Here is a 25,502-nt window from a genome sequence, read left to right as displayed (position 1 = left end):
GTCTCCGAGTGGTTCGTGGTCCGTGGCCCGCCGCTCGCGGCCACATCTCGAAACTACGGAATCCGCGCCCACCGCCCCATCCGGCGATCCACCCACTTGACCCTGACCCTGGCCCCCTAAGGGATGGTGGGGCTGGCCCCACCATCCCTTAGGGGGGCCGGGCTCACGGCAGGCTCATGGAGAGGCGATGGTGGCGATGATCGCGATGACGACGAAGATGGCGAAGAACGAGCCGAAGACGATCAGCATCTTCTTCTGGCCGTTCTGGGGGTTCGGATCGAGCACAGGCATGCGGCCAGTTTCCCACTCGCCGCCCCCACCGGTCCGGCCGGGGTGAGGTCAGCGTGCCGCCTCGTCCTCCACCGTCCGGTCGCGGCCCGCCAGGACGCCCACCGCCATCTGCGGCAGCATCAGTGCGGCCATGAGCGCGATCGGCAGGCCCCAGCCGCCGCTGCTCTGGTAGAGCACGCCGACCAGGAGCGGCCCGGGGATGGAGATCAGGTAGCCGGTGCTCTGTGCGAAAGCGGACAGCTGGGCCACGCCCGCGCCGGTCCGGGCCCGCATGCCCACCATCGTCAGGGCCAGCGGGAAGGCGCAGTTGGCGACGCCGAGCAGGACGGCCCAGACCCAGGCGCCGCCGGCCGGCGCGAGGTACAGGCCGGCGTACCCGGCGAGGCCGCAGACGCCGAGCGCCAGCACGATCGGTCCCTGGTGGGGCAGCCGGGTGGCCAGGCGCGGGATGACGAAGGCCAGCGGCACGCCCATCACCATGGTGAGGGCGAGCAGGAGTCCGGCCGTGCCCGCGGGGACGCCCGCGTCCCGGAAGATCTGCGCCATCCAGCCCATCGTGATGTAGGCGGCGGTGGCCTGGAGCCCGAAGAAGACGGCCAGCGCCCAGGCCGTACGGCTCCGGGTGATCCGCAGTGCCGGTTCCTGCCGCTCCTGCGGCTCCTGACGCGGCTGCCGTGCGGGGTGCCGGTCGGCGGGCGCCGGCCCCCGGTCCCGTACCAGCGGCAGCCAGGGCAGTACCGCCGCGGCGGCGAGGGCCGCCCACACGGCGAGCCCGGACTGCCAGCCGCCGCCCAGCGCGTCGGTCAGGGGCACGGTCACCGCGGCGGCGACCGAGGTGCCGGCGGCGAGGGCCATCGAGTACAGGCCGGTCATGGAGCCCACGCGGTCGGGGAACCAGCGCTTGACGATGACCGGCATGAGGACGTTGCTGACCGCGATGCCCATGAGGGCCAGCGCGCTGGCGGCCAGGAATCCCCCGATGCTCCCGGCGTACGGCCGTATCAGCAGGCCGCCCGCGATGGCGACCATGCCGGCGCAGACCACGGCCGCGGGGCCGAAGCGGCGGGCGAGGCGCGGGGCGGTGGCGCCGAAGACGGCGAAGCACAGCGGGGGGACGGAGGTGAGCAGTCCGGCGACGCTGCCGCTCATCCCGAGGCCGTCGCGGACCTCCTTCAGGAGGGCGCCCAGGCTGGTGATGGCGGGGCGGAGGTTCAGCGCGGACAGCACGATGCCGGCGACGACGAGCCGCGCCGCCCACGCGCGCGTGGCGGGTGCGGTCGTACGGGGTTCGCCGACGGTGACGCCGTTCCGGGTCGTCGTGCGTGTCTCCTCGCTAGCCATGCCGACCATCATAGAATCATAGGATGATTGGTTGTCCACTTCCGGGTTCCCGGCCGTCGGCCCCCGCATGCGAAGGTGTGCCATGCCTCTGAGCCATCCGCGTCGTTCGGCGCTGTCCGAGCAGGTCATCGCCGAGCTGCGCCACCAGATCACCTCCGGCGAATGGCCGGTCGGCTCGCGCATCCCGACGGAGCCGGAACTGGTCGAGCAGCTCGGAGTCGCCCGCAACACGGTCCGCGAGGCCGTCCGCGCGCTGGCGCACAACGGGCTGCTGGACATCCGGCAGGGCTCGGGCACCTACGTCGTGGCCACGAGCGAGCTGGCGGGCGTGATGCACCGCCGATTCGCCGGTGCCGACCCGCGGCACATCGCCGAGCTGCGCTCCACCCTGGAGTCCGCGGCCGCCAGGCTGGCCGCCGAGCGGCGCACCGAGAAGGACCTCAAGCAGCTCGACGCACTTCTGGTACGGCGCGAGGAGGCCTGGGAGTCGGGCGACGCGGAGGCGTTCGTGGCCGCGGACGCGACCTTCCACCTGGCCGTGGTGGCGGCCTCGCACAACGACGTCATGACGGCGATGTACGCCGACCTGGGCGAGGTGCTGCGGGACTGGCTGCGCGCGGACGTGGGCGCCGAGCTGACGCCCGGGACGCACATGGACCACACCCGGCTCGTGGACGCCGTCCGCGCCGGTGACGCGGAGACGGCCGCCACCGAGGCCGCGAGCTATCCCGTCATGTGCCGTCCGGGGCGGTTCAGCTCACCTTCTGGTGGCTGATCCAGACCGAGCGGACGTCCTTCCAGCACCGGCCCGTCAATCGCACGGTGAGCGCCGGCCCGACGTCGACGGGATCGCCGTCGGTGTCGATGTCCCACCATCGGGCGCACTCGATGTGCAGGCGCACGCGGTCGGTGGCGACGTAGGGGTTGTGGCAGTACGCCACCACGTGGGAGCCGTGGACGGCCGTACGGCACTCCGTCCCGAACAGCGGCGGGAGCGGTGGATTGCCGTGCTTCACGCGCGCGTGCGGCATCGCCTCGTACGGCAGGGACAGCACGAGGGCGACGGCTACGGTCACCGAGGCCAGACCGCGGGACAGACGCACAACGGGACCTCCTCGGCCGTACGGGGGAGGGAATCGCGAGGTGTACGCGTACTCCAGGGTCCCCGTCGCCGCACGTCCACGCCCGGCCGGTGTGCCGAACGGGTGACGCGCGGGCCGCCCGGCGGATCAGCCGGAGACACCTCCTCCTCCCCGGCAGGGCAGGCCCGAGGCCATGGCCCGGACCGGCCCACCCGTGCACCCCCGTCCCCGGCCGCCCTGGCGCCCCGTACCAAGCCGCCGGGCCGTCGGGCCACCAGACCACCCGGCACCGAAGCCACCGACAACCGAGGCCCGCACCCCGAAGGGGCGCGGGCCTCGGACACGGTCGAGCCCAGCGGCAGCGGTCAGGCGCCGATGGCGTGCAGGCCGCCGTCCACGTGGATGATCTCGCCGGTGGTCTTCGGGAACCAGTCGCTCAGCAGGGCGACGACGCCGCGGCCGGCCGGCTCCGGGTCGGCGAGGTCCCACTCCAGCGGGGAGCGGTGGTCCCACACGGACGCCAGCTCGCTGAAGCCCGGGATGGACTTGGCGGCCATGGAGCCCAGCGGGCCCGCGGAGACGAGGTTGCAGCGGATGTTCTGCTTGCCCAGGTCGCGCGCCATGTAGCGGCTGGTCGCCTCCAGGGCGGCCTTGGCCGGGCCCATCCAGTCGTACTGCGGCCAGGCGAACGAGGCGTCGAAGGTGAGGCCGACGACCGAGCCGCCGTTCTGCATCAGCGGCAGGCAGGCCATGGTCAGGGACTTCAGCGAGAACGCCGAGACGTGCATGGCGGTGGCCACGGACTCGAACGGCGTGTTGAGGAAGTTGCCGCCGAGCGCGTCCTGCGGCGCGAAGCCGATGGAGTGCACGACGCCGTCGAGGCCGCCCAGCTCCTCGCCGACGACGTCGGCCAGCCGGCCGAGGTGCTCGTCGTTGGTGACGTCGAGCTCGATGACCTTGGTGGGCTTCGGCAGCTTCTTGGCGATGCGCTCCGTCAGCGTGGGCCGCGGGAACGCGGTCAGGATGATCTCGGCGCCCTGCTCCTGTGCGAGCTTGGCGGTGTGGAAGGCGATGGAGGCCTCCGTCAGCACTCCGGTGATCAGGACGCGCTTGCCCTCGAGGATTCCGCTCATGGTGATCAGTGACCCATTCCCAGTCCGCCGTCAACGGAAATGACGGCTCCAGTGATGTACGAGGCGTCGTCCGAGGCGAGGAACCGCACCGTCGCGGCGACCTCCTCCGGCTGCGCGTAACGGCCGAGCGGCACCTGCGACAGGATGGTGGAGCGCTGCTCGTCGGTGAGCGCCTTGGTCATGTCGGTGTCCACAAAACCGGGCGCGACGACGTTGAAAGTGATGTTGCGCGAGCCGAGCTCACGGGCGAGGGAGCGCGCGAAGCCGACCATGGCGGCCTTGGAGGCGGCGTAGTTCGCCTGCCCCGCGGCGCCGAGCAGCCCGACGACCGAGGAGATGAGGACGACACGGCCCTTCTTGGCGCGGAGCATGCCGCGGTTGGCACGCTTGACGACGCGGAAGGTGCCGGTGAGGTTGGTGTCGACGACCGAGCTGAAGTCCTCCTCGGACATGCGCATCAGCAGCTGGTCCTTGGTGATGCCGGCGTTGGCGATCAGGACCTCGACCGGGCCGTGCTGGTCCTCGATCTCCTTGTAGGCCTGCTCCACCTGCTCGGAGTCGGTGATGTCGCACTTCACGGCCAGGCAGCCCAGATCTGTCAGGGCGGTCGGCGGCTCACCCGAACGGTACGTTATCGCGACCTTGTCGCCGGCGTCGGCGAAAGCGCGGGCGATGGCGAGGCCGATGCCCCGGTTGCCTCCGGTGACGAGAACCGAGCGGCTCAACGGATCACCCTTTCGATAGCGGTCTGACACACCGCCCGAACACCTGGATGACAGGCGGCTTCATCGAAAACCTATCGGTCCGGCCGCGCGCGGGGTGAAGCGGGCACCGACAGTGGCTCGCGCGGGTGACTGTTGGGTTTCTACAGTCGGCCGCCGGGTCAGTCCGTCATTCCGGGGGCGTGGGCGGGCAGCCCCTCTGCGCGCGCCGTCTCGAGCATCCCGGCGGCACGAGTCGGAGCCGCCCGCACATCCTGTCTGCTCATCCGTTCGAGCGGCGCGGCGGGGGCTGCGACACAGGCAGTTGCATCGGGCGCTGCGGGGTGACCGGGCGACGCTGTATTCCAAGGCATCCGGCAGCTGTCCGGTGGATCAAAACTTGGCTGTGCCGGCCTTCTGGTCACGGTCGGTCGGGAACAGATCGAGGAGCCGCAGCATCGCGGGGAGCAGGTCGCTCGTCAACGGATCCGGGGTGTCTTCGTCGATCGCGCCCTCCAGTGCGAGGCTCGTATAGCCGTGCACGAGTGACCACACCGCATAGCTCGGGACCAGCGCGGGTTCCGCACCGTCCGGAAGCTGCGCATCCCGGCCGCGCAGGCCACGGTCCAGGGCGCGGAGCGCCCGGTGCTTCTGCTCGACCAGGTCTGGATCGTTGAAGTCGAACTGGGTCATGCGCCACATGAGGTCGAACAGCGCGCGGTTGTCCCGGGCGAACGCAACATATTCGGCCGAGAGCGCCGCGACCCGCTCCCGGACATCGCACCCGGCGACCTCCACCGCCTCCAGTCGGTCGCAGAGCTGGCTGTAGGCGCGCGTGGCGAGCGCGCCGAGCAGCCCGCGCGCGTCGCCGAAGTGGTGCTTGGGAGCGGACTGCGACACTCCCGCCCGCCGCGCGGCCTCGCGCATGCTGAACCCGGCGACACCGCTCTCGGACAGCACTTCCAGCGCACTGTCGAGCAGCGCCGCGCGCAGATTGCCGTGGTGGTAACGGACGCCGGACCTCGGTTCCTCGCTCATCATCAAGTCCATATCTTGACAGTGAGTAGACCCATCGTAAACTGCTCACTGTCAAGATAAGGCGATCGCTGGGGTGGTTATGACGGACACGGTCCTTGTCACGGGCGTCTCGGGATTTATCGGCGGTCACACAGCGGCAGAGCTTCTGCGGCGTGGATACGCGGTCCGCGGGTCGGTGCGGTCTCCCGCCCGCGCCGCCGAGGTACGCGCCGCGATGGCCCAGGCAGGCGCAGACGACACGTTGTTGGAGATCCTGCAGCTCGATCTGCTGTCGGACGAGGGATGGGCGGCCGCGACCGCGGGCTGCCGGTTCGTACTGCACGTCGCTTCCCCCTTCGTCACGACGAAGCCGAAGGACCCCGAGGACTTGGTCCGGCCCGCCGTACAGGGCACGACGCGGGCGCTCGACGCAGGCGTGGAGCGCGTGGTCGTCACCTCGTCTCTCGCGGCGGTGCAGTACGCCCCGGCGCGCAGAGATCACGTCTTCACGGCATCCGACTGGACCCCACTCGACCGCCGCGGCCTCGGTGCCTACGTGGTCTCGAAGGTCCGGGCCGAGCGCGCGGCGTGGGACATCGCCGACCGACGCGGCGTGCGCGACCGGCTCGCCGTCATCAACCCGGGCGCGGTCATCGGGCCCCTCCTCTCCGAGGACCCCGGAACCTCGGTCTCGGCGATCCAGCAGATCATGGCCGGTGCGCTGCCGATGGTCCCGGACCTGCGACTGCCGTGGGTACACGTGCGAGACGTCGCCGACGCGCACATCGAGGCCATGACCTCCGTAACGGCGGGCGCACATCGCACGATCGTCGCGACCGACCCGTCCTCGCTCATCGACGTCGCCTCGGTGCTCCGCGAGAGGCTTCCCGAGGAGAGCGGCAAGATCCCGACACGGGCGATGCCGACATGGCTCACCTGGGCCGCGAGCGTGTTCGAACCCCAGCTGCGCGACAACCGGTGGATCATCGGCTCGGCGCAGCGCTTCGACCACGGCCCCGCAGAGGCGCTCCTGGCCCGCCCGCTCCACTCGATCCCCGACGCGATCGAGGAAACCGGCCGCAGCCTCGCCGAGCGCGGACTCGTCTGAGGCCGCCCGGAAGCCACACGGTGTGCAGAGCGCCCAGGCCGGGTGATGACTCCGCACCACCTGGACCAGCTCAGTGAGTCGTGGGCAGCGCGAACTCCGCCCACACGGTCTTGCCCGGCCCCCTGCGCTCGTCCACACCCCAGCGCGTGGCGACGGCGTCCACCAGGAGCAAGCCCCTGCCGCCTTCCGCGTCCACGGGGTCCTGGCCGGGCTGCGGGGGCTCAGGACGCCCCGGGTGGGTGTCGGCCACCTCGACGCGTACGACGCCGGCGGGGCGGTCGCAGCGGAGCCGCAGTTCGAAGTCCCGCCCCGGGACGCGGCCGTGCAGGACGGCGTTGGCGGCCAGCTCGGCGACGACGAGGGCCACGGTTTCGGACGCCGGGCTGCCGTACGGCACTCCCCACAGGTCGAGCCGGTGCGTCGTCAGTCGGCGGGCAAGACGCGCTCCGCGCCGGGTCGCGGAGAACCGCTGGACGAACAGACTTACGTTAACGGCCTCTTGGGCTTGCGCTGCTGACATGAAGCCCAGGTTCCGGTTCCCCTCGGCCCGTCGACAGGCACGAAACCCATACAGACCCGCTTGTACCAGTGCACGCTCGTGACGGTCGCCGGGTTGTGCGGGTTGAGCAGATCGGCGTGATCTGAGCACGGGAGGAGCGGCGGCCATGACGGCAGACCACGGCGGAGAACTCTCCGACAGCCTCAAGACCTTCGGCGCGGTCCTGAAGGCGCTGCGGGAGGAATCCGGGCTGACCCAGGAGGAGTTCGCGGCACGTGTGCAGTACTCCCCCGCGTACGTCGCCAAGATCGAGCAGGGCAAGCGGTTCCCTCCGGGGGATCTGCCGGGGCGGGCGGAGGAGGTGCTGGGGCCGGTCGCGGTCAAGGTGCTCGGCGCGGCGGCGCGAAGTCTGACGCGGAGGGCGGGGCTGGCCTCCTGGTTCCTGCAGTGGGCGGGGATCGAGGAGGAGGCGATCTCGCTGTACGCGTATGAGTGCCGGGCGGTTCCCGGGTTGTTGCAGCCGGAGGGGTACGCGCGGGCGGTGTTCGAGCGGCAGCTCCCGCCGTGGACCGACGAGCAGATCGGTCACAAGGTGACGGCAAGGCTGGAGCGCCAGGCGTTGCTCGCCGAGCGGCCGAACACCGCGTTCACGTTCATCATCGAACAGGCCGTCCTGGAACGCCGTGTGGGTGGCGGTTCGGTCACCAAGGCCGTCATCGACCACCTGCTGAACGTAGGCCGACGCACCAACGTCGAGATCCAGGTCATGCCTTTGCAGCAGGAGGATCACTGCGGAGTCGACGGTCAGCTGTACTTGGCCGAAACACCTGGTCACAAGTGGTTCGGTTATACCGAAGGGCATCGGTCCAGCACTCTGATCACCGATCCCGGCGAGGTGAGCGTTCTCCATCAGCGCTATGGCAAGCTGCGTTCCCAAGCCCTGGATTGCCGGGCTACGGTGAACCTGCTGGAACAGATGCGAGGAGCGCTATGAGCACCACCCCTGAGCTGGGCTGGTTCAAGAGCACTTACAGCGGCGGAGACGGGGACAACTGCGTCGAGATCGCCCTGCGCCCCGAAGCGGTCCACATCCGCGACTCCAAGGACAAGGACATCCGCCCCCTCGTCGTCACGCCGACCGCGTGGACGGCGTTCATGGCGCTCGCGGCCGGCTGAGTCGGCACCGCACGGGACTTGCGTGGTTCACTGCTCGCGACGGAGCTCACAGGCGAGCAGTTCGAAGGGATCGCACCCGTGCCCCATGAAATCGACCAAGCATTTCTGGCGCTGCCCCTAAGGGCCCTGGCCGACGCCGCGCTGGCACGCGCGCGGGCGCTCGGGGCCGAGCACGCGGACTTCCGGTTCGAGCGGGTGCGCAGTGCGTCCTGGCGGCTCAGGGACGCCAAGCCCGCCGGATCGTCGGACACCACCGACCTGGGATACGCGGTGCGGGTCGTGCACGGCGGGACGTGGGGTTTCGCGTCGGGGGTGGACCTGACCCTCGACGCCGCCGCCAAGGTTGCCTCGCAGGCCGTGGCCATGGCGAAGCTGTCCGCGCAGGTGCTCAGGGCGGCGGGGTCGGACGAGCGGGTCGAGCTCGCCGACGAGCCGGTGCACGCCGACAAGACGTGGGTGTCGTCGTACGAGATCGACCCGTTCACCGTGCCCGACGAGGAGAAGCCGGCGCTGCTGGCGGACTGGAGCGCGCGGCTGCTGGCGGCGGACGGGATCAACCACGTCGACGCCTCGCTGCTCACCGTTCACGAGAACAAGTTCTACGCCGACACCGCGGGCACCGTGACCACGCAGCAGCGGGTGCGGCTTCACCCGCAGCTCACCGCCGTTTCGGTGGACGAGTCCAGCGGCGAGTTCGACTCGATGCGGACCATCGCGCCGCCGGTCGGGCGCGGCTGGGAGTACCTCACCGGCACCGGCTGGGACTGGGACGCGGAGCTGGAGCGGATTCCCGAGCTGCTCGCCGAGAAGATGCGGGCGCCGAGCGTCGAGCCGGGGCTTTACGACCTGGTCGTCGATCCGTCCAACCTGTGGCTGACGATCCACGAGTCCATCGGGCACGCCACCGAACTGGACCGGGCGCTCGGGTACGAGGCCGCCTACGCGGGCACTTCCTTCGCCACGTTCGACCAACTCGGCAAGCTGAGGTACGGCTCGGAACTGATGAACGTCACCGGCGACCGCACCGCCGAGCACGGACTGGCGACCGTCGGGTACGACGACGAAGGTGTCAAGGGGCAGTCCTGGGACCTGGTGAAGGACGGCACGCTGGTCGGCTACCAGCTGGACCGGCGGATCGCGAAGCTGACCGGGCTGGGCCGGTCCAACGGGTGCGCCTTCGCCGACTCCCCCGGGCACGTGCCGGTGCAGCGCATGGCCAACGTGTCGCTCCAGCCGGATCCGGCGGGGCTGTCCACGGAGGACCTGATCGGGGGCGTCGAGCGCGGTATCTACGTCGTCGGGGACCGGTCGTGGTCCATCGACATGCAGCGCTACAACTTCCAGTTCACCGGGCAGCGCTTCTTCAGGATCGAGAACGGGCGGATCGCCGGTCAGCTTCGGGACGTCGCGTACCAGGCGACGACCACCGACTTCTGGGGTTCCATGACGGCCGTCGGCGGCCCGCAGACGTACGTCCTGGGCGGTGCCTTCAACTGCGGCAAGGCCCAGCCGGGACAGGTGGCCGCCGTGTCGCACGGCTGCCCCTCCGCCCTCTTCAGGGGCGTCAACATCCTCAACACGACGCAGGAGGCCGGTCGATGAGCGCCCGTACCAACAAGCCGCACGAGGTGGTGGAGCGCGCCCTCGAGCTGTCCCGGGCCGACGGCTGCGTGGTGATCGCCGACGAGCACTCGACGGCCAACCTGCGCTGGGCGGGCAACGCGCTGACGACGAACGGCGTCACGCGCGGCCGTACGCTCACCGTGATCGCGACCGTGGACGGCCAGGAGGGCACCGCCTCCGGGGTCGTGTCGCGGTCCGCGGTGACCGCCGAGGAGCTGGAGCCCCTGGTACGGGCCGCGGAGGCCGCCGCTCGCGGCGCCGGGCCCGCGGAGGACGCGCAGCCGCTGGTCACGGACGTGCAGGAGTCCCAGGACTTCACGGACGCGCCCGCCGAGACCTCCTCGGCCGTGTTCGCGGACTTCGCCCCGGCGCTCGGTGAGGCGTTCGCACGCGCGCGTGCGGGCGGCCGGGAGCTGTACGGCTTCGCCAACCACGAGATGGTTTCGACGTACCTGGGGACGTCCACGGGCCTGCGCCTGCGGCACGACCAGCCCAACGGCACGCTGGAAATCAACGCCAAGTCCCCGGACCGGGCGCGCTCGGCGTGGGCGGGCCGCTCCACCCGGGACTTCAAGGACGTCGACCCTGGGGCGCTCGACGCCGAGCTGGCCGTGCGGCTCGGCTGGGCCGAGCGGCGGATCGAGCTGCCCGCGGGCCGCTACGAGACGCTGCTGCCGCCGACCGCGGTGGCCGACCTGCTGATCTACCAGTTCTGGTCGTCGTCGGGCCGGGACGCGGCCGAGGGCCGGACGGTGTTCTCGAAGCCGGGCGGCGGCACGCGCGTCGGCGAGCGGCTGACCGAGCTGCCGCTGACCCTGCGCAGCGACCCGAACGAGCCGGGTCTGGAGTGCTCGCCGTTCGTGATCGCGCACTCCTCGGGCGGCGACCAGTCGGTGTTCGACAACGGGCTGCCGGTCCGGGGCACCGAGTGGGTCGGCGGCGGCCGGCTGGAGCACCTGACGACCACCCGGCACAGCGCGGACCTGACCGGGCTGCCGGTGGCCCCGGCGGGCGGCAACCTGATCCTGGACGGCGGCGAGGACCGCTCCCTGGAGGAGATGGTCGCGGCCACCGAGCGGGGTCTGCTGCTGACCTGCCTGTGGTACATCCGCGAGGTGGACCCGGCGACGCTGCTGCTGACCGGGCTGACCCGGGACGGCGTCTACCTCGTGGAGAACGGCGAGGTCACCGGTGAGGTGAACAACTTCCGGTTCAACGAGTCGCCGGTGGACCTGCTGGGGCGGGCGACGGAGGCCGGGCGCACGGAAAAGACGCTGCCGAGGGAGTGGAGCGACTGGTTCACTAGGGCTGCGATGCCCGCGCTGCGGGTGCCCGACTTCAATATGAGCTCTGTCAGCCAGGGCGTATAACCTCGTAGCTGATTACAAGCCCACTCAAGGAGATACGAGAACCGTGACGGACATCGTCGACGAGCTGAAGTGGCGGGGGCTGTTCGCCCTGTCCACTGACGAGGACGCTTTGCGCAAGGCGCTCGCGGACGGTCCCGTCACGTTCTATTGCGGGTTCGACCCGACCGCGCCGTCGTTGCACGTGGGGCACCTGGTGCAGGTGCTCACCGTGCGCCGGCTCCAGCAGGCCGGTCACCGGCCGCTGGCGCTGGTCGGCGGCGCCACGGGCCTGATCGGAGACCCGCGCCCGACCGCGGAGCGCACGCTGAACGACCCGGAGACGGTCCGCGGCTGGGTCGACAAGCTGCGGGGCCAGATCGAGCCGTTCCTCACCTTCGAGGGCGAGAACGCGGCGCTGATGGTCAACAACCTCGACTGGACCGAGGGCCTGTCCGCGATCGAGTTCCTCCGCGACATCGGCAAGCACTTCCGTGTCAACAAGATGCTCACCAAAGACTCGGTCGCCCGTCGGCTGGAGTCCTCCGAGGGCATCAGCTACACGGAGTTCAGCTACCAGCTCCTGCAGGGCATGGACTTCCTCCAGCTCTTCCGGAGGTACGGCTGCACACTCCAGCAGGGTGGCAGCGACCAGTGGGGCAACCTCACGGCCGGCCTGGACCTGATCCACCGGCTGGAGCCGCACGCCGAGGTGCACGCGCTGGCGACGCCGCTGATGACCAAGGCGGACGGCACCAAGTTCGGCAAGACCGAGGGCGGCGCCGTCTGGCTCGACCCGGAGATGACCACGCCGTACGCGTTCTACCAGTTCTGGCTGAACGTGGACGACCGGGACATCTCGAAGTACATGCGGATCCTGTCCTTCAAGTCCCGCGAGGAGCTGGAGGAGCTGGAGAAGCAGACCGAGGAGCGCCCCCAGGCCCGTGCCGCGCAGCGGGCGCTGGCCGAGGAACTGACGACGCTGGTGCACGGCGGCGACCAGACGGCCGCCGTGATCGCCGCGTCCAAGGCCCTCTTCGGCCAGGGTGAGCTGGCCGGGCTGGACGACCGGACGCTGGCCGCGGCCCTGTCCGAGGTGCCGCACATCCAGGTCGCCGAGCTGGGACCGGTGGTCGACCTGTTCGCCGAGGTCGGCCTGGTGGCCAGCAAGTCGGCCGCGCGGCGCACGGTGAAGGAGGGCGGTGCCTACGTGAACAACGTCAAGGTCGCCGCGGAGGACGCCGTCCCCGCGAAGGAGGACCTGCTGCACGGGCGCTGGCTGGTCCTGCGCCGTGGGAAGAAGAACCTGGCGGCCGTTGAGGTCGTCGGCGCGTGACACCTGCCGGAGGGCGGCTCCCGTGAGGGGAGCCGCCCTCCGGCGTATCCGTGTCAGACCCGCTGTTGCTGCTGTCGCTCCTTCTTCCGGTTGCCCCACAGCGCCATGTAGGCCATGTCCCCGACGGCGACGATGATGATCGCGGCGATCAGCTGGAAGAGGTGCCGGGACCAGTCGATGCCCGGGGTCTCCGCGACGCCGAACGCGCGGGCGATCGCGTTGCCCGCGATGGCGCCGAGCATGCCGAAGATGGTGGTCAGCCAGAGCGGGCTGTGCTGCTTGCCGGGGATGACCGCCTTGGCGATCAGACCCAGCACGAATCCGACGATGATCGCCCACAACCAGCCCATCACTGCCTCCTCGTACGGCTCGACGTGAGCATTACGCCAAGTCTCGGCGGGTCGGACGCATGACGCATGTCGGGTACGGCCGGTGGGCGTACGGCCCCTACGTGGTGCGGCGGAGGCCGTTCGCGGGCCGGCGGGGGGCGACCCGGTCTCGAAGGGGGCCCGATCACGGCGTACCGTGGGTAGCCGGGGAGTGGCTGACACGGGGACGGTGGAATGTGATGCGGAAGCAGCGTGGCGGCGGCAACGTCGAGGTGTTCCGGATCACCGGAGCCCGGACGAGCCTGGCGGAGGACGTGCGCGGCCGGCAGCGCCGGTATGTCATCTCCATGTCGATCCGTACGGTCGCGGTGATCCTCGCGGCCACACTGTGGAACGTCGAACGGTACGTCGCCATCGTGGCCTTGGTGCTCGGCGCGGCCCTGCCCTACATCGCCGTGGTGGTCGCCAACGCGGGCCGCGAGCGGGCGCCGGGGCTGCCGTCGACCTTTGTGACCGTGCCGGTTCGGCCGATGATCGCCGCGCCGCCCGCGGCGGACGACACGCAGGCGGAACCCGTGCCGGAGGACGTGCCGGTGGATCCCCCGACCGGGGTGCGCGGTGAGCGGCGGGACCCCGTGTGACCATCGCGGATGCTCCGCGGGCGGACGTAGGCTCCGCGCCAAGCTCAAGAAAAGCTCAGATCAATCATGCTGTTCCAGTGCCGGGCGACGGCTTGGCCGTGACATACTTCGTACGCGCTCCGCATCCCCCGTCGGAGCGACGGACCGACGCCGGGCAGCTCCCCCCGTGGCTGCTCGGCGTCGCCTTTTTCTGCCGTGTGTGAGAACGAAGCCGTGACTGACGAGACTCCCATCTGCTCCGCCAAGGGCTGCCGTGCCGACGCCGTGTGGGTGCTGGCGTGGAACAACCCGAAGATCCACACGCCGGAGCGTCGCAAGACGTGGCTGGCGTGCGAGGAGCACCGTGAGCACCTGTCCCAGTTCCTCGGAGTGCGAGGGTTCCTCAAGGACGTGGTGAAGTTCGCGGACTGGGAAGCACCCGAAGGGTCCTAGCCGCCGAAGGGTCCTGGCGTCGAAGGGTCTAGCCGCCGATCGCCGACATCGGCCGGTCCGGCTGGACGAACGACGGGTCGTCCAGGCCCGCGCCGGCCTTCTTCCCCCATGTCGCCAGCCGCCAGATGCGGGCGATCTCCTCATCGGGGGCGCCGGAGCGCAGGGCGGCGCGCAGGTCCGTCTCCTCGGTGGCGAAGAGGCAGGTGCGTATCTGGCCGTCGGCGGTGAGGCGGGTGCGGTCGCAGGCGGCGCAGAACGGGCGGGTGACGGAGGCGATGACGCCGACGCGGTGCGGGCCGCCGTCGACGATCCAGCGTTCCGCCGGGGCCGAACCGCGTTCCGCGGAGCCCTCCGGGGTCAGCTCGAAGCGGGTGCGCAGGGAGGTCAGGATGTCGCCCGCGGTCACCATGCCCTCGCGCTTCCAGCCGTGCTGGGCGTCCAGGGGCATCTGCTCGATGAAGCGCAGCTCGTAGTCGTGCTCGATCGCCCAGGCGAGGAGGTCCGGGGCCTCGTCCTCGTTGAGGCCCGGCATGAGGACCGTGTTGACCTTCACCGGGGTCAGTCCTGCGTCGCGGGCGGCCTGGAGGCCCTCCAGGACGTCCTTGTGGCGGTCGCGCCGGGTGAGGGTCTTGAAGACGTCCGGCCGGAGGGTGTCGAGGGAGACGTTGACCCGGTCCAGGCCCGCCGCCTTCAGTGCGGTCGCGGTGCGCCTGAGGCCGATGCCGTTGGTCGTCAGGGACGTCTGGGGGCGGGGCTCCAGGGCGGCGACGCGCTCCACGATGCCCACCAGCCCGGGGCGCAGCAACGGCTCGCCGCCGGTGAAGCGCACCTCGGTGATGCCGAGGGAGGCGACGGCGATGTCGATCAGGCGGACGATCTCGTCATCGTTGAGCAGGTCGGGCTTGGCCAACCACTGCAGGCCCTCCTCGGGCATGCAGTACGTGCAGCGCAGGTTGCACCGGTCGGTCAGCGAGACCCTCAGGTCGGTGGCCACCCGGCCGAAGGTGTCGATGAGCACGTGGGCCCCCTCCCTCGTCGTGGATCACTGCGGTCACTCGTGTGCTGTCACTTGTGAGCCTACGCGACACCACTGACAGCGACACAGGTCCGCTTCCACGAAGTGGGACGCGGCCGCGTCGCAGGTCCCCGATGGGTTTCCGCGACACGGCCGCCGGTACGAGGCTCAGTGGGCCCCGGTCCCGGTCAGGGAGCGCACCTCCAGCTCCGCGTACTTGCCCGCGTCCGGCGCCTCCTTCGACAGGAGGGTGCCGACGACGCCCAGCAGGAAGCCGACCGGGATCGAGATGATGCCCGGGTTCTCCAGCGGGAACCAGTGGAAGTCGACGTCCGGGAACATCGAGGTCTCCTTGCCTGAGACCACTGGTGAGAACAGCACAAGACCGACCGCGGTGACCAGGCCGCCGTAGATCGACCACAGGGCGCCCGAGGTGGTGAACCGCTTCCAGAACAGGCTGTAGAGGATCGTCGGCAGGTTGGCGGAGGCGGCGACCGCGAAGGCCAGGGCGACCAGGCCCGCCACGTTCAGGTCGCGGGCGAGGGCGCCAAGGACGATCGAGACCGCGCCGATGCCGACCGTGGCCCAGCGGGCCGCGCCCAGTTCCTGCTTCTCGGTGGCCTGGCCCCTCTTGATGACGTTGGCGTAGATGTCGTGGGCGAAGGAGGACGACGAGGCCAGGGTCAGTCCCGCGACGACCGCGAGGATCGTGGCGAAGGCGACCGCGGAGATGGTGGCGAGCAGGACGGCGCCCCAGTTGGAGTCCACTCCGCCGAGGTGGAGGGCGAGCAGCGGTGCGGCCGTGTTGCCCGCCTTGTTGGAGGCGACGATCTCGTCCGGTTTGATCAGCGCGGCGGCGCCGAAGCCGAGGGCGAGCGTCATCAGGTAGAAGGCGCCGATCAGGCCGATCGCCCAGATCACCGACTTGCGGGCCGCCTTGGCGGTGGGGACGGTGTAGAAGCGGATCAGGATGTGCGGCAGGCCGGCGGTGCCCAGGACCAGGGCGAGGCCCAGGGAGATGAAGTCCAGCTTGGTGGTCCCGGTGGCGCCGTACTTCAGGCCGGGCTCCAGGAACGCGGAGCCCTTCCCGCTGTTGTCGGCGGCCCTGCCCAGCAGGTCGGAGACATTGAAGTGGAACTTCAGCAGGACCAGGAAGGTCAGCAGCACCGCACCCGCGATCAGCAGGACGGCCTTCACCATCTGCACCCAGGTGGTGCCCTTCATGCCGCCGATGGTGACGTACACGATCATCAGGAGGCCGACCAGCGCGACGATGCCGATCTTGCCGCCGTCGCTGGTGATGCCGAGCAGCAGCGACACCAGGACGCCGGCGCCCGCCATCTGCGCCAGCAGGTAGAAGATCGACACCACGATCGTGGAAGTGCCGGCCGCCGTGCGCACGGGTCGCTGGCGCATGCGGTACGCCAGTACGTCGCCCATGGTGTAGCGGCCGGAGTTGCGCAGCGGTTCGGCGACCAGCAGCAGGGCGACCAGCCAGGCGACCAGGAAGCCGATGGAGTACAGGAAGCCGTCGTAGCCGAAGAGGGCGATGGCGCCGGCGATGCCGAGGAAGGACGCGGCCGACATGTAGTCGCCGGAGACGGCGAGGCCGTTCTGGAAGCCGGTGAACTGCCGTCCGCCGGCGTAGAAGTCCGCCGCGCCCTTGGTCTGGCGGCCCGCCCAGACGGTGATGACGAGGGTCGCGGCGACGAAGACCGCGAACAGGGTGATGATCAGGGGCCGGTGCTCGCTCGCCTCACCGGCCGCCAGCACGCTCTGCTGTGCGATGCTCATGCGCCGCCCTCCATCCGGGACTTGATGGCCTCCGCCTTGGGGTCGAGCTGAGCGGCGGCACGCCGCGCGTACCACCAGGCGATGAGGAACGTGGTGAGGAACTGGGCGAGCCCCAGTACGAGGGCGACGTTGACGTTGCCGGCCACCTTGGTGCCCATGAAGTCGCCCGCGTAGTTGGAGAGCAGGACGTACAGCAGGTACCAGGCGATGAAGGCGATGGTCAGCGGAAAGGCGAAGGAGCGGTGGGACCGGCGCAGTTCCCCGAACTCCGCGCTCTCCTGCACCGCGACGAACTCCTCGGTGGAGGGGAGTTGGAGGTGGGTCTTCGAGGGGGGCGGTGTCTCGGTGGCCACGGGGTCTCCTCGGGTTGCGGACGGTTTGCGGCGGCGGGGGCTCGATCCTGCTCGGGCTCCCCGTCGAAGGTCCACGGCGCCACGCGAGGTCCGGTTCAAGTCCTATGAGTTCTTTCGGAAGTCGTTCTTTACGAAGTCATTGCTGGCCTGCGAGCCGGGGAGATAGCTTCACCCCTGCACCACTCGTCATGTACCTGCCCGAGCATCACCCGTGTCTCGGGCCGGTTTCGTTTCCGGATGACTTTCGGATGATGTGGAGAACCCATGCCTCATCTGCGCACCCGACGTCGGCTCGCGCTCGCCGTACCCGTCGTGCTGTCGCTGACCGCGTCGCTCGGCTTCCTCCCGTCGCCGGTCTCGGCGGCCCCGCTGACGGCTGAGGCGACGCCCGCCGCCGACGGCCCGAGCCTCTCGTACGTCGTCAACACGAGGACCAGCCACCACGCCATCGCGGAGGTGCAGAAGGCGATCATCGCGGCCGGCGGCAGCGTTGTGGTGGCGTACGACAAGATCGGCGTGATCGTCGTCCACTCGTCGAACCCCGACTTCGCCAAGACCATCCGCAAGGTGCACGGCGTCGACTCGGCCGGCGCCACCCGGACCGCTCCGCTGCCCGCCCAGTCGACCACGGACGTCGGCACGCCCAAGGTGCTCAGTGCCGAGCAGGTCGCAGGCGCCCAGGCTGCCGACGGACAGGACCCGTTGGAACCCCTGCAGTGGGACCTGCCCGCCATCAAGGCGGACAAGGCGCACGAGAAGACGCTCGGCAGCCGGAAGGTCACCGTCGCCGTCATCGACACCGGCGTCGACGACACCCACCCGGACATCGCGCCCAACTTCGACCGCGCCGCCTCCGCCAACTGCGTGTCGGGCAAGCCGGACACCACCGACGGCGCCTGGCGGCCCAGTGCGAGCGAGAGTCCGCACGGCACGCACGTGGCCGGTGAGATCGCGGGCGCGAAGAACGGCGTCGGCATCACGGGCGTGGCGCCGGGCGTCAGGGTGGCGGGCATCAAGGTGGGCAACCCGGACGGCTTCTTCTACACGGAGGCCGTGGTCTGCGGGTTCGTCTGGGCGGCCGAGCACCACGTCGACGTGACCAACAACAGCTATTACACCGACCCGTGGTACTTCAACTGCACCACCGACCCGGACCAGAAGGCCCTGGTCGACGCGGTCACCCGGGCCTCCCGGTACGCGGAGCGCAAGGGCGCGGTCAACGTCGCGGCGGCGGGCAACGAGAACTACGACCTGGCGTCCGACTCGATCACCGACCCGGTCTCGCCGAACGACTCCACCGCCTCGGACCGGGTGATCGACCCGCACGAGTGCTATGACATCCCCACCCAGCTCCCGGGGGTCGTGACGGTGGCGGCGACCGGCGCCAAGGGCATCAAGTCGTCCTTCTCCAACTACGGCCTGGGCGTGATCGACATATCCGCGCCCGGCGGCGACTCGACGACGTACCAGAAGCCGGAGCCCCCGGCGACCAGCGGCCAGATCCTGGGCCCGCTGCCCGGCGGCAAGTGGGGCTACATGGCGGGCACGTCGATGGCGACCCCGCACGTCGCCGGTGTCGCCGCATTGATCAAGTCAACGCACCCGCACGCCTCCGCCGCCCTGGTGAAGGCCCTGCTGTACGCCGAGGCCGACGCCACACCGTGCACCGACCCGTACGACATCAATGGGGACGGCAAGGTCGACGCGGTCTGCGAGGGGTCGAAGAATCGCAACGGCTTCTACGGCTGGGGCACGGCGGACGCACTCGCCGCGGTGACCAAGTAGGTGACCAAGTAGGTGACCAAGCGGACGGGCGTAGTGGTGGGCTCATGTGTTGATTGAGTCAATACTGCATAGTGCAGTCATGACAGGAATCAGGTTCGCATGGTCCGCCCTGGGCGGCGACCCCGCCCTTCTCCCGCGGATCACCACTGTCGTGCGGGAAGGCGCGCTCCCGGCGCGCCTTCCCGTCCGGGAGCTGGCCCACTCCTGTGTGGGCGCCTGCGCGCTGGCCGCCGCCGAGCTGGGTGCCCGGCGGGCCGGGCTCGGCGAGGTGCCGGAGGTCCGGGTGGACGACGGGGCGGTCGCGACGGCGTTCCACAGTGAGCGGCATCTGCTCGCCGACGGCCGGGCGCCGGTCGTCTTCGCACCGCTGTCGCGGTTCTGGCGCACGGCCGACGGATGGGTGCGCACGCACGCCAACTACCCGCATCACCGGACACGGCTGCTGGGTGCGCTGGGACTGCCGGAGGACGCGTCCGTGGAGACCGTCGCCGAGCGGCTGGCCGGGAGCGCCGCGCGGGAGACCGAGGAGACGGTGTACCGCGCGGGGGGCCTGGCGGTCGCGCTCCGTACGCCCGAGGAGTGGGCCGCGCACGAACAGGCCGCCGCCGTGGCCGCACGGCCGCTGGTCGAGCGCGGGCGGCTGGACTCGGCACGCGCGCGTGTACTGCCGCCGCTGGGAAACGCCACTCCCCTGCTGCCCGCCGCCGGACTGCGCGTCCTGGACCTGACCCGGGTCCTCGCGGGCCCGGTCGCCACCCGCACGCTCGCCCTGCTGGGCGCGGACGTGCTGCGCCTGGATCCGCCGCACCTTCCGGAGCTGTCCGACCAGCACGCCGACACGGGCTTCGGGAAGCGGTCGGCGACGCTGGACCTCGCCACGGACGGCAGGGTCTTCGAGGAGTCGCTGGCCAAGGCGGACGTGGTGGTCACCGGATACCGGCCGGGCGCCCTGGACCGGTTCGGTCTCTCTCCTCAGGCGCTGGCCGAGCGGCGGCCCGGGCTGATCGTGGCGCAGGTGTCGGCCTGGGGCGCGTACGGGCCGTGGGACGGGCGGCGCGGCTTCGACAGCCTGGTGCAGGTCGCCACCGGCATCGCCGCCGTCGAGGGCTCGGCCGACCGGCCCGGCGCACTGCCCGCGCAGGCGCTGGACCACGGCACCGGCTATCTGCTGGCCGGGGCCGTGCTGCGGGCGCTGACCGAGCAGTCGTACGACGGCGGCGGCCGTTTCGTCCGGCTGGCGCTCGCCCGGACCGCCCGCTGGCTGACGGACGGGCTCGAGCGGGGCTCCGGCGCCGACCTTCCGTACGACGGGCCGGACGCCTGGCTCACCGAGACGGACAGCCGGCTCGGGCGGCTGCGGTACGCACGCCCGGCCGTCTCCTTCGCCGGCGGCCCGGCCGACTGGGCGCGGCCTCCGGTGCCCTGGGGGACGGACCCGGCCCGCTGGACCTGAGCGGCGGGCCGGCGGCCCTCCCTACGCCCCCGCCGCGCCCAGCAGTGCCCCCGCCGCGTAGGTCACGCCCATCGCCAGCGCACCGCCCGCCACGTTGCGCAGGACCGCCCGGCCGGGGGACGCCGCGCCGAGGCGGGCGCTGGTGTAGCCGGTCAGGACGAGGGCGGCCAGGACGGACACCACGGTCACCGGCAACCGCCAGCCGGGCGGCGGGAGGACGATCGCCAGCAGCGGCAGCAGAGCGCCGACGGTGAAGGCCAGGAAACTCGCCCAGGCCGCGTGCCAGGGGTTGGTCAGCTCGTCCGGGTCGATGCCGAGCTCCACGCGCGCATGGGCCCTCAGCGCGTCCCGCGCGGTGAGCTGCTCCGCCGCTTCCCGCGCCACCTCATGGGACAGTCCGCGCTCTCGCAGGAGCTCGGCCAGCTCCTCCAGTTCGGCCTCCGGCTGCTCCCTCAGCTCCCGTCTCTCGACCGCCAGGGCGGCCCTCTCCGAGTCGCGCTGGGTCGACACCGACACGTACTCCCCCGCCGCCATCGACATCGACCCGGCGAGCAGCCCGGCCAGGCCCGCGGTGAGCAGGGCGGCGCGGGAGTCCGTGGCGCCGGCCACGCCGACGACCAGTCCGGCGGTGGACACGATGCCGTCGTTCGCCCCGAGGACGGCGGCCCGCAGCCAGTTAAGGCGGGAGCCCAGTGCGCCGCCGTGGGCCTCGTCATGGGTTGGTTCGGTCACACAGGCGAGGATCTCACTCAGGGTCGTCACCAAACCCGTACCGACGCCCCGCGTGCGAAGACCGGGCTGGTCGCGTCGGCGGGGGGTTCGGGGAGCGGCTCGGCGATCTCCGCCACCGTCGGGCCGGCCTTGGCCGCGATCGGGTCGAGGAGGCCGAGGTCGAAGCCGTAGACGCGGGCGGCGTTGCCGCCGAGCATGGCCGCGAGCTCGCCCTGGGGGACGCCCGCGTAGGCGAGGCGCAGGGCCTCGCGGGTGTAGGGGTGGGTGCCCTCGTCGTGGGGGTAGTCGCTGCCCCACATGATCTTGTCGAGGCCGATGCGGTCGCGCAGCGGGACCTCGTGCGGGCGCATGAAGCTGGCGCCCACGTAGCAGTTGTCGCGCCAGACCTGTGAGGGTGCGGCGCCCATCGCGGAGACCAGGCCCGCGCCGAACTTGGCCTCCGCCGTGGCCGCCTTCGTCCCGGCCGCGACCAGGCGGCCGTGGTAGTAGTCCAGCATGTCGAGGACCCCGGGGATCCATCCCGAGCCCTGCTCGGTCAGGACCAGCCGCAGATCCGGGTGCCGTCGGAAGGCGCCGCCGAAGACGAGGTGCCACAGCGCGCGGTGGGAGAACCAGGTCGTCTCGACCATGAAGACGGCCCGGGCGGCCGGTTCGTCGCCGAGCGGCGGGGACGCCGAACCCGCGTGGTGGTTGACGGGCACGCCGAGTTCGGCGCAGACGGCCCAGATCGGGTCGTACGTCCGCGAGTACAGCTCGGGCAGCCCCGAGCCCGGCGGTGTGCCCGGCAGGAGTATCCCGCCCTTCAGGCCCGCGCCGGCCGCCCACCGGATCTCCCGCACGGCCTCCTCGACGTCGCCCAGCAGGATCTGGCAGACGCCGGCGCGGCGGCCCGGTGCGGCCGCGCAGAATTCCGCCAGCCAGCGGTTGTGGGCGCGCAGGCCCGCCCACCGGCGGTCGAACTCCTCCGCGGTCGGCGTGGGCGCGCTCAGGGAGCCTGAGGGGAAGAACGGCGGGATGGTGTTCGGGAAGACGACCTCCGCGACGATCCCGTCCGCCTCCAGTTCGGCCAGGCGGAGCTCGGAGTCCCAGTTCCGGTCGGCGGAGTCGGCGAGCAGGTCCTCGTAGGGGTTGACGTACGTCGACGCCCAGGCGTCGAAGTCCTCGTGGTAGCGCCGTTCCAGGTACGGCCGGTAGTCGAGGAGGTCGGCGCCCGCGTGGCAGTCGGCGGAGATGACGGTGTAGCGGTCCTCGCCACGGCCCTCGCCGGCGTCCGCGCCACGGCCCTCGCCCGGGGAGCTCACGGGGTCACCCCCAGGGCCGGGAAGTCGTGGCCGGTCAGCCAGTGGCGGCCCACCTCGCGTGAGCGGGCCCAGGACGCCTCGACGGCCGTCTGGTCGTCCGGCTGGCCGAGGTCGGCGGGGGTGGGGCCGATGCGCCGGGCGAGCGGGGCCAGCTTCGTCACGTCGAAGCCGAAGGCCTCGGCCGCCGCGAGGCCGAGCATGCGGCGGGTCTCGCTCACCGGAATGTCGTGGAAGGTGCGGCGCAGCCACGCGCGCGTGTCGGGCCAGGTGCCCTCGGGGTGCGGGAAGTCGCTGCCCCACAGGATGTTGTCCACGCCGATCTCGTAACGCTGGGCCAGTTCACGGCGCTTGGTGTTGGTGGCGCAGACGAACACCTGCCGGTCGAGGTACTCGTGCGGCGGGTGCTTCAGCCCCTGGAAGGGGGAGAGTTTCTTGCCACCGTGCGCGCCGAGGTAGAGGCGGTCCATGAACCACAGCAGGTTCGGCAGCCACCAGCAGCCCGACTCGGCGACGCCGAAGCGCAGGCCGGGGTGGCGTTCGAAGACGCCCGACCAGAGCAGGAACCACAGGGGGCGGGCGGGCCACCAGGTGACCTCGGAGACGAAGATCCCGAGGTGGTCGCCGTACTCGTGGCGCGGGGACGCTCCCGAGTGCGTCAGCACGGGCATCGCGCACTCGGCCGCCGCCGCCCACACCGGGTCGTAACGGCGGTCGTGGTAGGGCTCCTTGTCGACCCACATGGACGGGATCATCAGGGCGCCGAGCCCGGACTCCCTCGCGCGGTGGATCTCGGCGACCACCTGCTCGGCCGGGGCCGTGACGGGCAGCAGGGCCACTCCGCAGTGGCGTTCGGGGTGTTCGGAGACGAAGTCGGCCAGCCAGCGGTTGTGCGCCCGGGCGCCCGCCATGCCCAGCTCGGGGTCCTGGTCGCCGGAGAGGCCGAGGCCCACGCCGAAGGGGGCGGCGGTGCGGCTGTCCACGGCGTCGGCGTCCGGGAAGACCACCTCGGCGGCCACCCCGTCGCCGTCGAGCTCCTTCAGGCGCTGTGCGGTGTCCCAGCCGCCGCGCAGGCCCTCCTCGTTGTCCTGGAACCACTTGTCCGCGAACGCCTCGTTGCGGATGCCGAGCCGGGTCATCTCCTCGCGGCGCCGTTCGCGGCCGGCGAGGAACTCGTCGAAGTCGCGGTGGAAGCGGGCCTCCAGGTAGGGCCGGTACTCCTCGGTGGGCAGCCCGGCGTGGCAGTCGGAGGAGACGATCAGGTACGGGTCCTGGCCGGTCACATCGGCCTCCTAGTCCAGCTTGTCGAGGATGAAGCTCTCGAGGTACGACGGGTTCGCGCGGTCCAGCATCGACCGCGCCCGCGCGCGGATCTGCGCGTCGCTGTGCTCGCTCGGCGGCAGCAGCCAGAACCGGTCGGCGCGGACGCCGTCCACGACGAGGTCGGCGACCTCCTCGACGGGCGTGAAGCTGACCTCCTTGCCGGCCGCGCGCATCGCCGCCTCCCACTGGTCGAGGCTGCGGTACGGGGTCCTGCGGGGCCGCTGCTTGGCGTAGCGGGCGGGTCGGTTGCGGTGCGACTCCCACAGGCCGGTGCGCAGCATGTGCGGGCCGGGGAAGAGCACCGAGGCGCCCACGCGCGCGTGCTCCGCCTTCAGGTGGGCGTACAGGGATTCGGTCATCGTGACGACGGCCGCCTTGGTGACGGCGTACACCGAGGCGGTGGGCAGCGGGGCGATGCCGCCGTCGCCGGAGGAGGTGTTGACGACGTGTCCGGGCTCCCCGGAGGCGAGCATCCGGGGCACGAAGGCCTGGACGCCGTGGAAGACGCCCCACACGTTGACCGCGAACGCCCACTGCCAGTCGTTCGGGTCGTGCTCCCACATGCGGCCCTCGGCGCCCGAGCCGACCCCGGCGTTGTTGCACAGGACGTGCACGGCGCCGTACGTCTCGTACGCCGATTCGGCGAGGTCCAGCACCTGTTCGCGGACGCCGACGTCGACCACGCGCGCGTGCACGTCGGCGCCGTCCGCGCGCAGGTCGTCGGCGGCCTTGTCCAGGGCGGCCTCCTCGACGTCGGCCAGGACCACCTTGAGGCCCTCCGCCGCGAACCGCCGTGCCATGGCGAGGCCGATGCCGCTCGCCGCACCGGTGACGACCGCGACCTGTCCCTCCCTCAGGTCCATCAGAGACTCCCCTGCGAGGTCTCCGGCGGTGCGTCCAGGACCTGACGCGGATCGTCGTAGCGCTGGTGGACGTACGGCAACAGGGCCTGCGGGTCGACCCGTTCGACGACCCGGCCGCGCTGGTCGCTGGTCTTCTCGCCGAGGGTGATCTCGACCAGGCGCAGGACCGGCAGGTCGGCGACGGGGTCGTACATGGACTCGCGCAGGACGACGTCCCCGGTGACGGCCTGGAGCCTGCGCACCTTCTCCTGGCGCACGCAGTGCACCAGCAGCGGGTCGCCGTCGAAGCCGGAACCGTCCACCGCGGGCAGGAACTTGAAGTAGAAGTCGGTCTTGCGTGCCGGTTCGGGCAGGGGCAGGTCGCCGCTGACCGCGCCGCGCACCTCGACGAAGGCGATGCCGTGCCGGGCCATCGACGCGCGCACCACCGGCCCGTCCCGTTCGACGCTCACCTCGCCGAGTTTCTTTGGCTCTCCGAAGACCTCGCGGCCGCCGGTGAGGGCGCGCTCGTGGGTCATCGGCATCACCAGCGGATACCAGCCCTCGGTGCCGTCATGGGCGGCGGCGACCGCGAACGAGCCCGCGCCGAGCGGGTATCCGGGGAGGTCGACCTCGCTGATGTTCACTCGGACGAGCGGGCGTCCGGTCGGTTTGAGCGGGGGTGGCAGCACCGCCGCCACCGCGTCCGGATCGGTCTCCCAGAGGGCCACCACGCCGGTGGACCAGATGTCGGGGAGCTTCGCGCTCGCGGTGCGCGTGGCCGTGACCTCCGCCTCGGTCCGTGCGCCGTACCGTACGCGTGCCATACGCCGTACCCGCCCTTCCATGGGC

Annotated in this window: 27 protein-coding genes; 11 read left to right on the top strand and 16 right to left on the bottom strand. The window is 71.2% G+C overall.

The window, feature by feature from the left end; all coding sequences use genetic code 11:
- Window positions 1-174: 174 nt before the first annotated feature.
- Together ACFYZQ_RS36420 and ACFYZQ_RS36415 are read right to left on the bottom strand one after the other, a co-directional pair.
- On the bottom strand, window positions 175-291 hold the full coding sequence (locus tag ACFYZQ_RS36420; protein WP_389157556.1) for an SGM_5486 family transporter-associated protein: 117 nt from the start codon (window positions 289-291) through the stop codon (window positions 175-177).
- Window positions 292-339: 48 nt separating this feature from the next.
- Window positions 340-1,644 carry a CynX/NimT family MFS transporter gene (locus tag ACFYZQ_RS36415; RefSeq protein WP_389157554.1) on the bottom strand — a complete coding sequence of 435 codons (1,305 nt, stop codon included), beginning with the start codon at window positions 1,642-1,644 and terminating at the stop codon, window positions 340-342.
- Between the two features lie 70 nt (window positions 1,645-1,714).
- On the opposite strand from ACFYZQ_RS36415, the gene ACFYZQ_RS36410 reads away from it, so the two are divergent.
- Window positions 1,715-2,407 carry a FadR/GntR family transcriptional regulator gene (locus ACFYZQ_RS36410; protein WP_389157551.1) on the top strand — a complete coding sequence of 231 codons (693 nt, stop codon included), beginning with the start codon at window positions 1,715-1,717 and terminating at the stop codon, window positions 2,405-2,407.
- On the opposite strand, the gene ACFYZQ_RS36405 is transcribed toward ACFYZQ_RS36410, so the two are convergent.
- The 4 genes from ACFYZQ_RS36405 to ACFYZQ_RS36390 form a co-directional block, all read right to left on the bottom strand.
- Entirely contained in the window at window positions 2,385-2,735 is a 351-nt protein-coding gene (locus ACFYZQ_RS36405) for a hypothetical protein (RefSeq protein ID WP_389157548.1), read from the bottom strand. The two genes, ACFYZQ_RS36410 and ACFYZQ_RS36405, sit on opposite strands and share 23 nt — an antisense overlap.
- 344 nt (window positions 2,736-3,079) lie before the next feature.
- Window positions 3,080-3,847 carry an enoyl-ACP reductase FabI gene (gene fabI / locus ACFYZQ_RS36400; protein WP_389157545.1) on the bottom strand — a complete coding sequence of 256 codons (768 nt, stop codon included), beginning with the start codon at window positions 3,845-3,847 and terminating at the stop codon, window positions 3,080-3,082.
- A gap of 5 nt (window positions 3,848-3,852) precedes the next feature.
- Window positions 3,853-4,572: a 3-oxoacyl-[acyl-carrier-protein] reductase gene (gene fabG / locus ACFYZQ_RS36395; RefSeq protein WP_389157542.1), complete on the bottom strand. Its 720-nt coding sequence runs from the start codon at window positions 4,570-4,572 to the stop codon at window positions 3,853-3,855.
- A gap of 369 nt (window positions 4,573-4,941) precedes the next feature.
- Entirely contained in the window at window positions 4,942-5,598 is a 657-nt protein-coding gene (locus ACFYZQ_RS36390) for a TetR/AcrR family transcriptional regulator (RefSeq protein ID WP_389157540.1), read from the bottom strand.
- Between the two features lie 67 nt (window positions 5,599-5,665).
- Here ACFYZQ_RS36390 and ACFYZQ_RS36385 point away from each other — a divergent pair, with 67 nt between their 5' ends.
- Window positions 5,666-6,673 (top strand): NAD-dependent epimerase/dehydratase family protein, encoded by a 1,008-nt coding sequence (locus tag ACFYZQ_RS36385; RefSeq protein WP_389157537.1) that lies wholly within the window; start codon window positions 5,666-5,668, stop codon window positions 6,671-6,673.
- A gap of 70 nt (window positions 6,674-6,743) precedes the next feature.
- Here the strand turns inward: ACFYZQ_RS36385 and ACFYZQ_RS36380 are convergent, their stop codons facing one another.
- Window positions 6,744-7,193 carry an ATP-binding protein gene (locus tag ACFYZQ_RS36380; protein WP_389157534.1) on the bottom strand — a complete coding sequence of 150 codons (450 nt, stop codon included), beginning with the start codon at window positions 7,191-7,193 and terminating at the stop codon, window positions 6,744-6,746.
- Between the two features lie 145 nt (window positions 7,194-7,338).
- Here ACFYZQ_RS36380 and ACFYZQ_RS36375 point away from each other — a divergent pair, with 145 nt between their 5' ends.
- The 5 genes from ACFYZQ_RS36375 to tyrS all read left to right on the top strand — a co-directional run bounded on the left by ACFYZQ_RS36375 (window position 7,339) and on the right by tyrS (window position 12,653).
- Window positions 7,339-8,166, top strand: a complete 828-nt coding sequence (locus ACFYZQ_RS36375) for a Scr1 family TA system antitoxin-like transcriptional regulator (RefSeq protein WP_389157531.1) — start codon at window positions 7,339-7,341, stop codon at window positions 8,164-8,166.
- Window positions 8,163-8,348 (top strand): DUF397 domain-containing protein, encoded by a 186-nt coding sequence (locus ACFYZQ_RS36370; protein ID WP_389157528.1) that lies wholly within the window; start codon window positions 8,163-8,165, stop codon window positions 8,346-8,348. The genes ACFYZQ_RS36375 and ACFYZQ_RS36370 overlap by 4 nt, the downstream gene beginning before the upstream one ends.
- Window positions 8,349-8,426: 78 nt before the next feature.
- Entirely contained in the window at window positions 8,427-9,950 is a 1,524-nt protein-coding gene (locus tag ACFYZQ_RS36365; protein WP_389157526.1) for a TldD/PmbA family protein, read from the top strand.
- The gene (locus ACFYZQ_RS36360; protein WP_389157523.1) at window positions 9,947-11,341 is read left to right on the top strand and encodes a metallopeptidase TldD-related protein; all 1,395 of its coding nucleotides are present in this window, start codon (window positions 9,947-9,949) and stop codon (window positions 11,339-11,341) included. Before ACFYZQ_RS36365 ends, ACFYZQ_RS36360 begins: the two co-directional genes overlap by 4 nt.
- A 43-nt stretch (window positions 11,342-11,384) precedes the next feature.
- Window positions 11,385-12,653, top strand: coding sequence for a tyrosine--tRNA ligase (gene tyrS / locus ACFYZQ_RS36355; RefSeq protein ID WP_389157520.1), 1,269 nt, complete (start codon window positions 11,385-11,387; stop codon window positions 12,651-12,653).
- Between the two features lie 53 nt (window positions 12,654-12,706).
- Here the strand turns inward: tyrS and ACFYZQ_RS36350 are convergent, their stop codons facing one another.
- On the bottom strand, window positions 12,707-13,003 hold the full coding sequence (locus tag ACFYZQ_RS36350; RefSeq protein WP_389157517.1) for a GlsB/YeaQ/YmgE family stress response membrane protein: 297 nt from the start codon (window positions 13,001-13,003) through the stop codon (window positions 12,707-12,709).
- A 218-nt stretch (window positions 13,004-13,221) separates the two neighbouring features.
- Here ACFYZQ_RS36350 and ACFYZQ_RS36345 point away from each other — a divergent pair, with 218 nt between their 5' ends.
- On the top strand, window positions 13,222-13,623 hold the full coding sequence (locus tag ACFYZQ_RS36345) for a DUF3099 domain-containing protein (RefSeq protein ID WP_389157514.1): 402 nt from the start codon (window positions 13,222-13,224) through the stop codon (window positions 13,621-13,623).
- A gap of 213 nt (window positions 13,624-13,836) precedes the next feature.
- The gene (locus tag ACFYZQ_RS36340) at window positions 13,837-14,055 is read left to right on the top strand and encodes a hypothetical protein (RefSeq protein WP_389157511.1); all 219 of its coding nucleotides are present in this window, start codon (window positions 13,837-13,839) and stop codon (window positions 14,053-14,055) included.
- A 28-nt stretch (window positions 14,056-14,083) separates the two neighbouring features.
- On the opposite strand, the gene moaA is transcribed toward ACFYZQ_RS36340, so the two are convergent.
- The 3 genes from moaA to ACFYZQ_RS36325 form a co-directional block, all read right to left on the bottom strand.
- On the bottom strand, window positions 14,084-15,073 hold the full coding sequence (gene moaA / locus ACFYZQ_RS36335) for a GTP 3',8-cyclase MoaA (RefSeq protein ID WP_389157508.1): 990 nt from the start codon (window positions 15,071-15,073) through the stop codon (window positions 14,084-14,086).
- Between the two features lie 165 nt (window positions 15,074-15,238).
- Window positions 15,239-16,864: a cation acetate symporter gene (locus ACFYZQ_RS36330; protein WP_389157505.1), complete on the bottom strand. Its 1,626-nt coding sequence runs from the start codon at window positions 16,862-16,864 to the stop codon at window positions 15,239-15,241.
- Window positions 16,861-17,217 carry a DUF485 domain-containing protein gene (locus ACFYZQ_RS36325; protein WP_389157502.1) on the bottom strand — a complete coding sequence of 119 codons (357 nt, stop codon included), beginning with the start codon at window positions 17,215-17,217 and terminating at the stop codon, window positions 16,861-16,863. Before ACFYZQ_RS36325 ends, ACFYZQ_RS36330 begins: the two co-directional genes overlap by 4 nt.
- A gap of 264 nt (window positions 17,218-17,481) precedes the next feature.
- Between ACFYZQ_RS36325 and ACFYZQ_RS36320 the strand changes: the two genes are divergently transcribed.
- Both ACFYZQ_RS36320 and ACFYZQ_RS36315 read left to right on the top strand, forming a co-directional pair.
- Complete coding sequence (locus ACFYZQ_RS36320; RefSeq protein ID WP_389157499.1) at window positions 17,482-19,002, top strand: S8 family serine peptidase; 1,521 nt, start codon at window positions 17,482-17,484, stop codon at window positions 19,000-19,002.
- A 79-nt stretch (window positions 19,003-19,081) separates the two neighbouring features.
- Window positions 19,082-20,455, top strand: coding sequence for a CoA transferase (locus ACFYZQ_RS36315; protein WP_389157497.1), 1,374 nt, complete (start codon window positions 19,082-19,084; stop codon window positions 20,453-20,455).
- Between the two features lie 21 nt (window positions 20,456-20,476).
- On the opposite strand, the gene ACFYZQ_RS36310 is transcribed toward ACFYZQ_RS36315, so the two are convergent.
- From ACFYZQ_RS36310 to ACFYZQ_RS36290, 5 genes are read right to left on the bottom strand one after another with little or no spacing between them, the layout of a single operon-like run.
- Window positions 20,477-21,187: a VIT family protein gene (locus tag ACFYZQ_RS36310; RefSeq protein ID WP_389157494.1), complete on the bottom strand. Its 711-nt coding sequence runs from the start codon at window positions 21,185-21,187 to the stop codon at window positions 20,477-20,479.
- 26 nt (window positions 21,188-21,213) lie between these two features.
- Window positions 21,214-22,488 (bottom strand): amidohydrolase family protein, encoded by a 1,275-nt coding sequence (locus ACFYZQ_RS36305; protein WP_389157491.1) that lies wholly within the window; start codon window positions 22,486-22,488, stop codon window positions 21,214-21,216.
- Window positions 22,485-23,768: an amidohydrolase family protein gene (locus ACFYZQ_RS36300; RefSeq protein ID WP_389157488.1), complete on the bottom strand. Its 1,284-nt coding sequence runs from the start codon at window positions 23,766-23,768 to the stop codon at window positions 22,485-22,487. Before ACFYZQ_RS36300 ends, ACFYZQ_RS36305 begins: the two co-directional genes overlap by 4 nt.
- A 9-nt stretch (window positions 23,769-23,777) precedes the next feature.
- Window positions 23,778-24,671 carry an SDR family NAD(P)-dependent oxidoreductase gene (locus ACFYZQ_RS36295; protein ID WP_389157485.1) on the bottom strand — a complete coding sequence of 298 codons (894 nt, stop codon included), beginning with the start codon at window positions 24,669-24,671 and terminating at the stop codon, window positions 23,778-23,780.
- The gene (locus ACFYZQ_RS36290) at window positions 24,671-25,477 is read right to left on the bottom strand and encodes an acetoacetate decarboxylase family protein (RefSeq protein WP_389157482.1); all 807 of its coding nucleotides are present in this window, start codon (window positions 25,475-25,477) and stop codon (window positions 24,671-24,673) included. The genes ACFYZQ_RS36295 and ACFYZQ_RS36290 overlap by 1 nt, the downstream gene beginning before the upstream one ends.
- Window positions 25,478-25,502 lie beyond the last annotated feature (25 nt).

The organism is Streptomyces sp. NPDC001843 (assembly GCF_042891955.1).
In the GTDB taxonomy this organism is placed as follows: domain Bacteria; phylum Actinomycetota; class Actinomycetes; order Streptomycetales; family Streptomycetaceae; genus Streptomyces.
The sequence above is the reverse complement of the archived record's forward strand: the minus strand, read 5'-3'. Positions and strand labels throughout refer to the sequence as shown.

What these genes read in the sequence shown, in the direction of transcription:
- ACFYZQ_RS36295 (WP_389157485.1), bottom strand. Translation starts at nt 24,671, where the DNA reads ATGGACCTGAGGGAGGGACAGGTCGCGGTCGTCACCGGTGCGGCGAGC.
- ACFYZQ_RS36350 (WP_389157517.1), bottom strand. Translation starts at nt 13,003, where the DNA reads ATGGGCTGGTTGTGGGCGATCATCGTCGGATTCGTGCTGGGTCTGATC.
- ACFYZQ_RS36410 (WP_389157551.1), top strand. Translation starts at nt 1,715, where the DNA reads ATGCCTCTGAGCCATCCGCGTCGTTCGGCGCTGTCCGAGCAGGTCATC.
- ACFYZQ_RS36385 (WP_389157537.1), top strand. Translation starts at nt 5,666, where the DNA reads ATGACGGACACGGTCCTTGTCACGGGCGTCTCGGGATTTATCGGCGGT.
- ACFYZQ_RS36390 (WP_389157540.1), bottom strand. Translation starts at nt 5,598, where the DNA reads ATGGACTTGATGATGAGCGAGGAACCGAGGTCCGGCGTCCGTTACCAC.
- ACFYZQ_RS36360 (WP_389157523.1), top strand. Translation starts at nt 9,947, where the DNA reads ATGAGCGCCCGTACCAACAAGCCGCACGAGGTGGTGGAGCGCGCCCTC.
- ACFYZQ_RS36415 (WP_389157554.1), bottom strand. Translation starts at nt 1,644, where the DNA reads ATGATGGTCGGCATGGCTAGCGAGGAGACACGCACGACGACCCGGAAC.
- fabI (WP_389157545.1), bottom strand. Translation starts at nt 3,847, where the DNA reads ATGAGCGGAATCCTCGAGGGCAAGCGCGTCCTGATCACCGGAGTGCTG.
- ACFYZQ_RS36370 (WP_389157528.1), top strand. Translation starts at nt 8,163, where the DNA reads ATGAGCACCACCCCTGAGCTGGGCTGGTTCAAGAGCACTTACAGCGGC.
- ACFYZQ_RS36345 (WP_389157514.1), top strand. Translation starts at nt 13,222, where the DNA reads ATGCGGAAGCAGCGTGGCGGCGGCAACGTCGAGGTGTTCCGGATCACC.
- ACFYZQ_RS36330 (WP_389157505.1), bottom strand. Translation starts at nt 16,864, where the DNA reads ATGAGCATCGCACAGCAGAGCGTGCTGGCGGCCGGTGAGGCGAGCGAG.
- ACFYZQ_RS36320 (WP_389157499.1), top strand. Translation starts at nt 17,482, where the DNA reads ATGCCTCATCTGCGCACCCGACGTCGGCTCGCGCTCGCCGTACCCGTC.
- ACFYZQ_RS36375 (WP_389157531.1), top strand. Translation starts at nt 7,339, where the DNA reads ATGACGGCAGACCACGGCGGAGAACTCTCCGACAGCCTCAAGACCTTC.
- ACFYZQ_RS36315 (WP_389157497.1), top strand. Translation starts at nt 19,082, where the DNA reads ATGACAGGAATCAGGTTCGCATGGTCCGCCCTGGGCGGCGACCCCGCC.
- ACFYZQ_RS36420 (WP_389157556.1), bottom strand. Translation starts at nt 291, where the DNA reads ATGCCTGTGCTCGATCCGAACCCCCAGAACGGCCAGAAGAAGATGCTG.
- ACFYZQ_RS36380 (WP_389157534.1), bottom strand. Translation starts at nt 7,193, where the DNA reads ATGTCAGCAGCGCAAGCCCAAGAGGCCGTTAACGTAAGTCTGTTCGTC.
- ACFYZQ_RS36290 (WP_389157482.1), bottom strand. Translation starts at nt 25,477, where the DNA reads ATGGCACGCGTACGGTACGGCGCACGGACCGAGGCGGAGGTCACGGCC.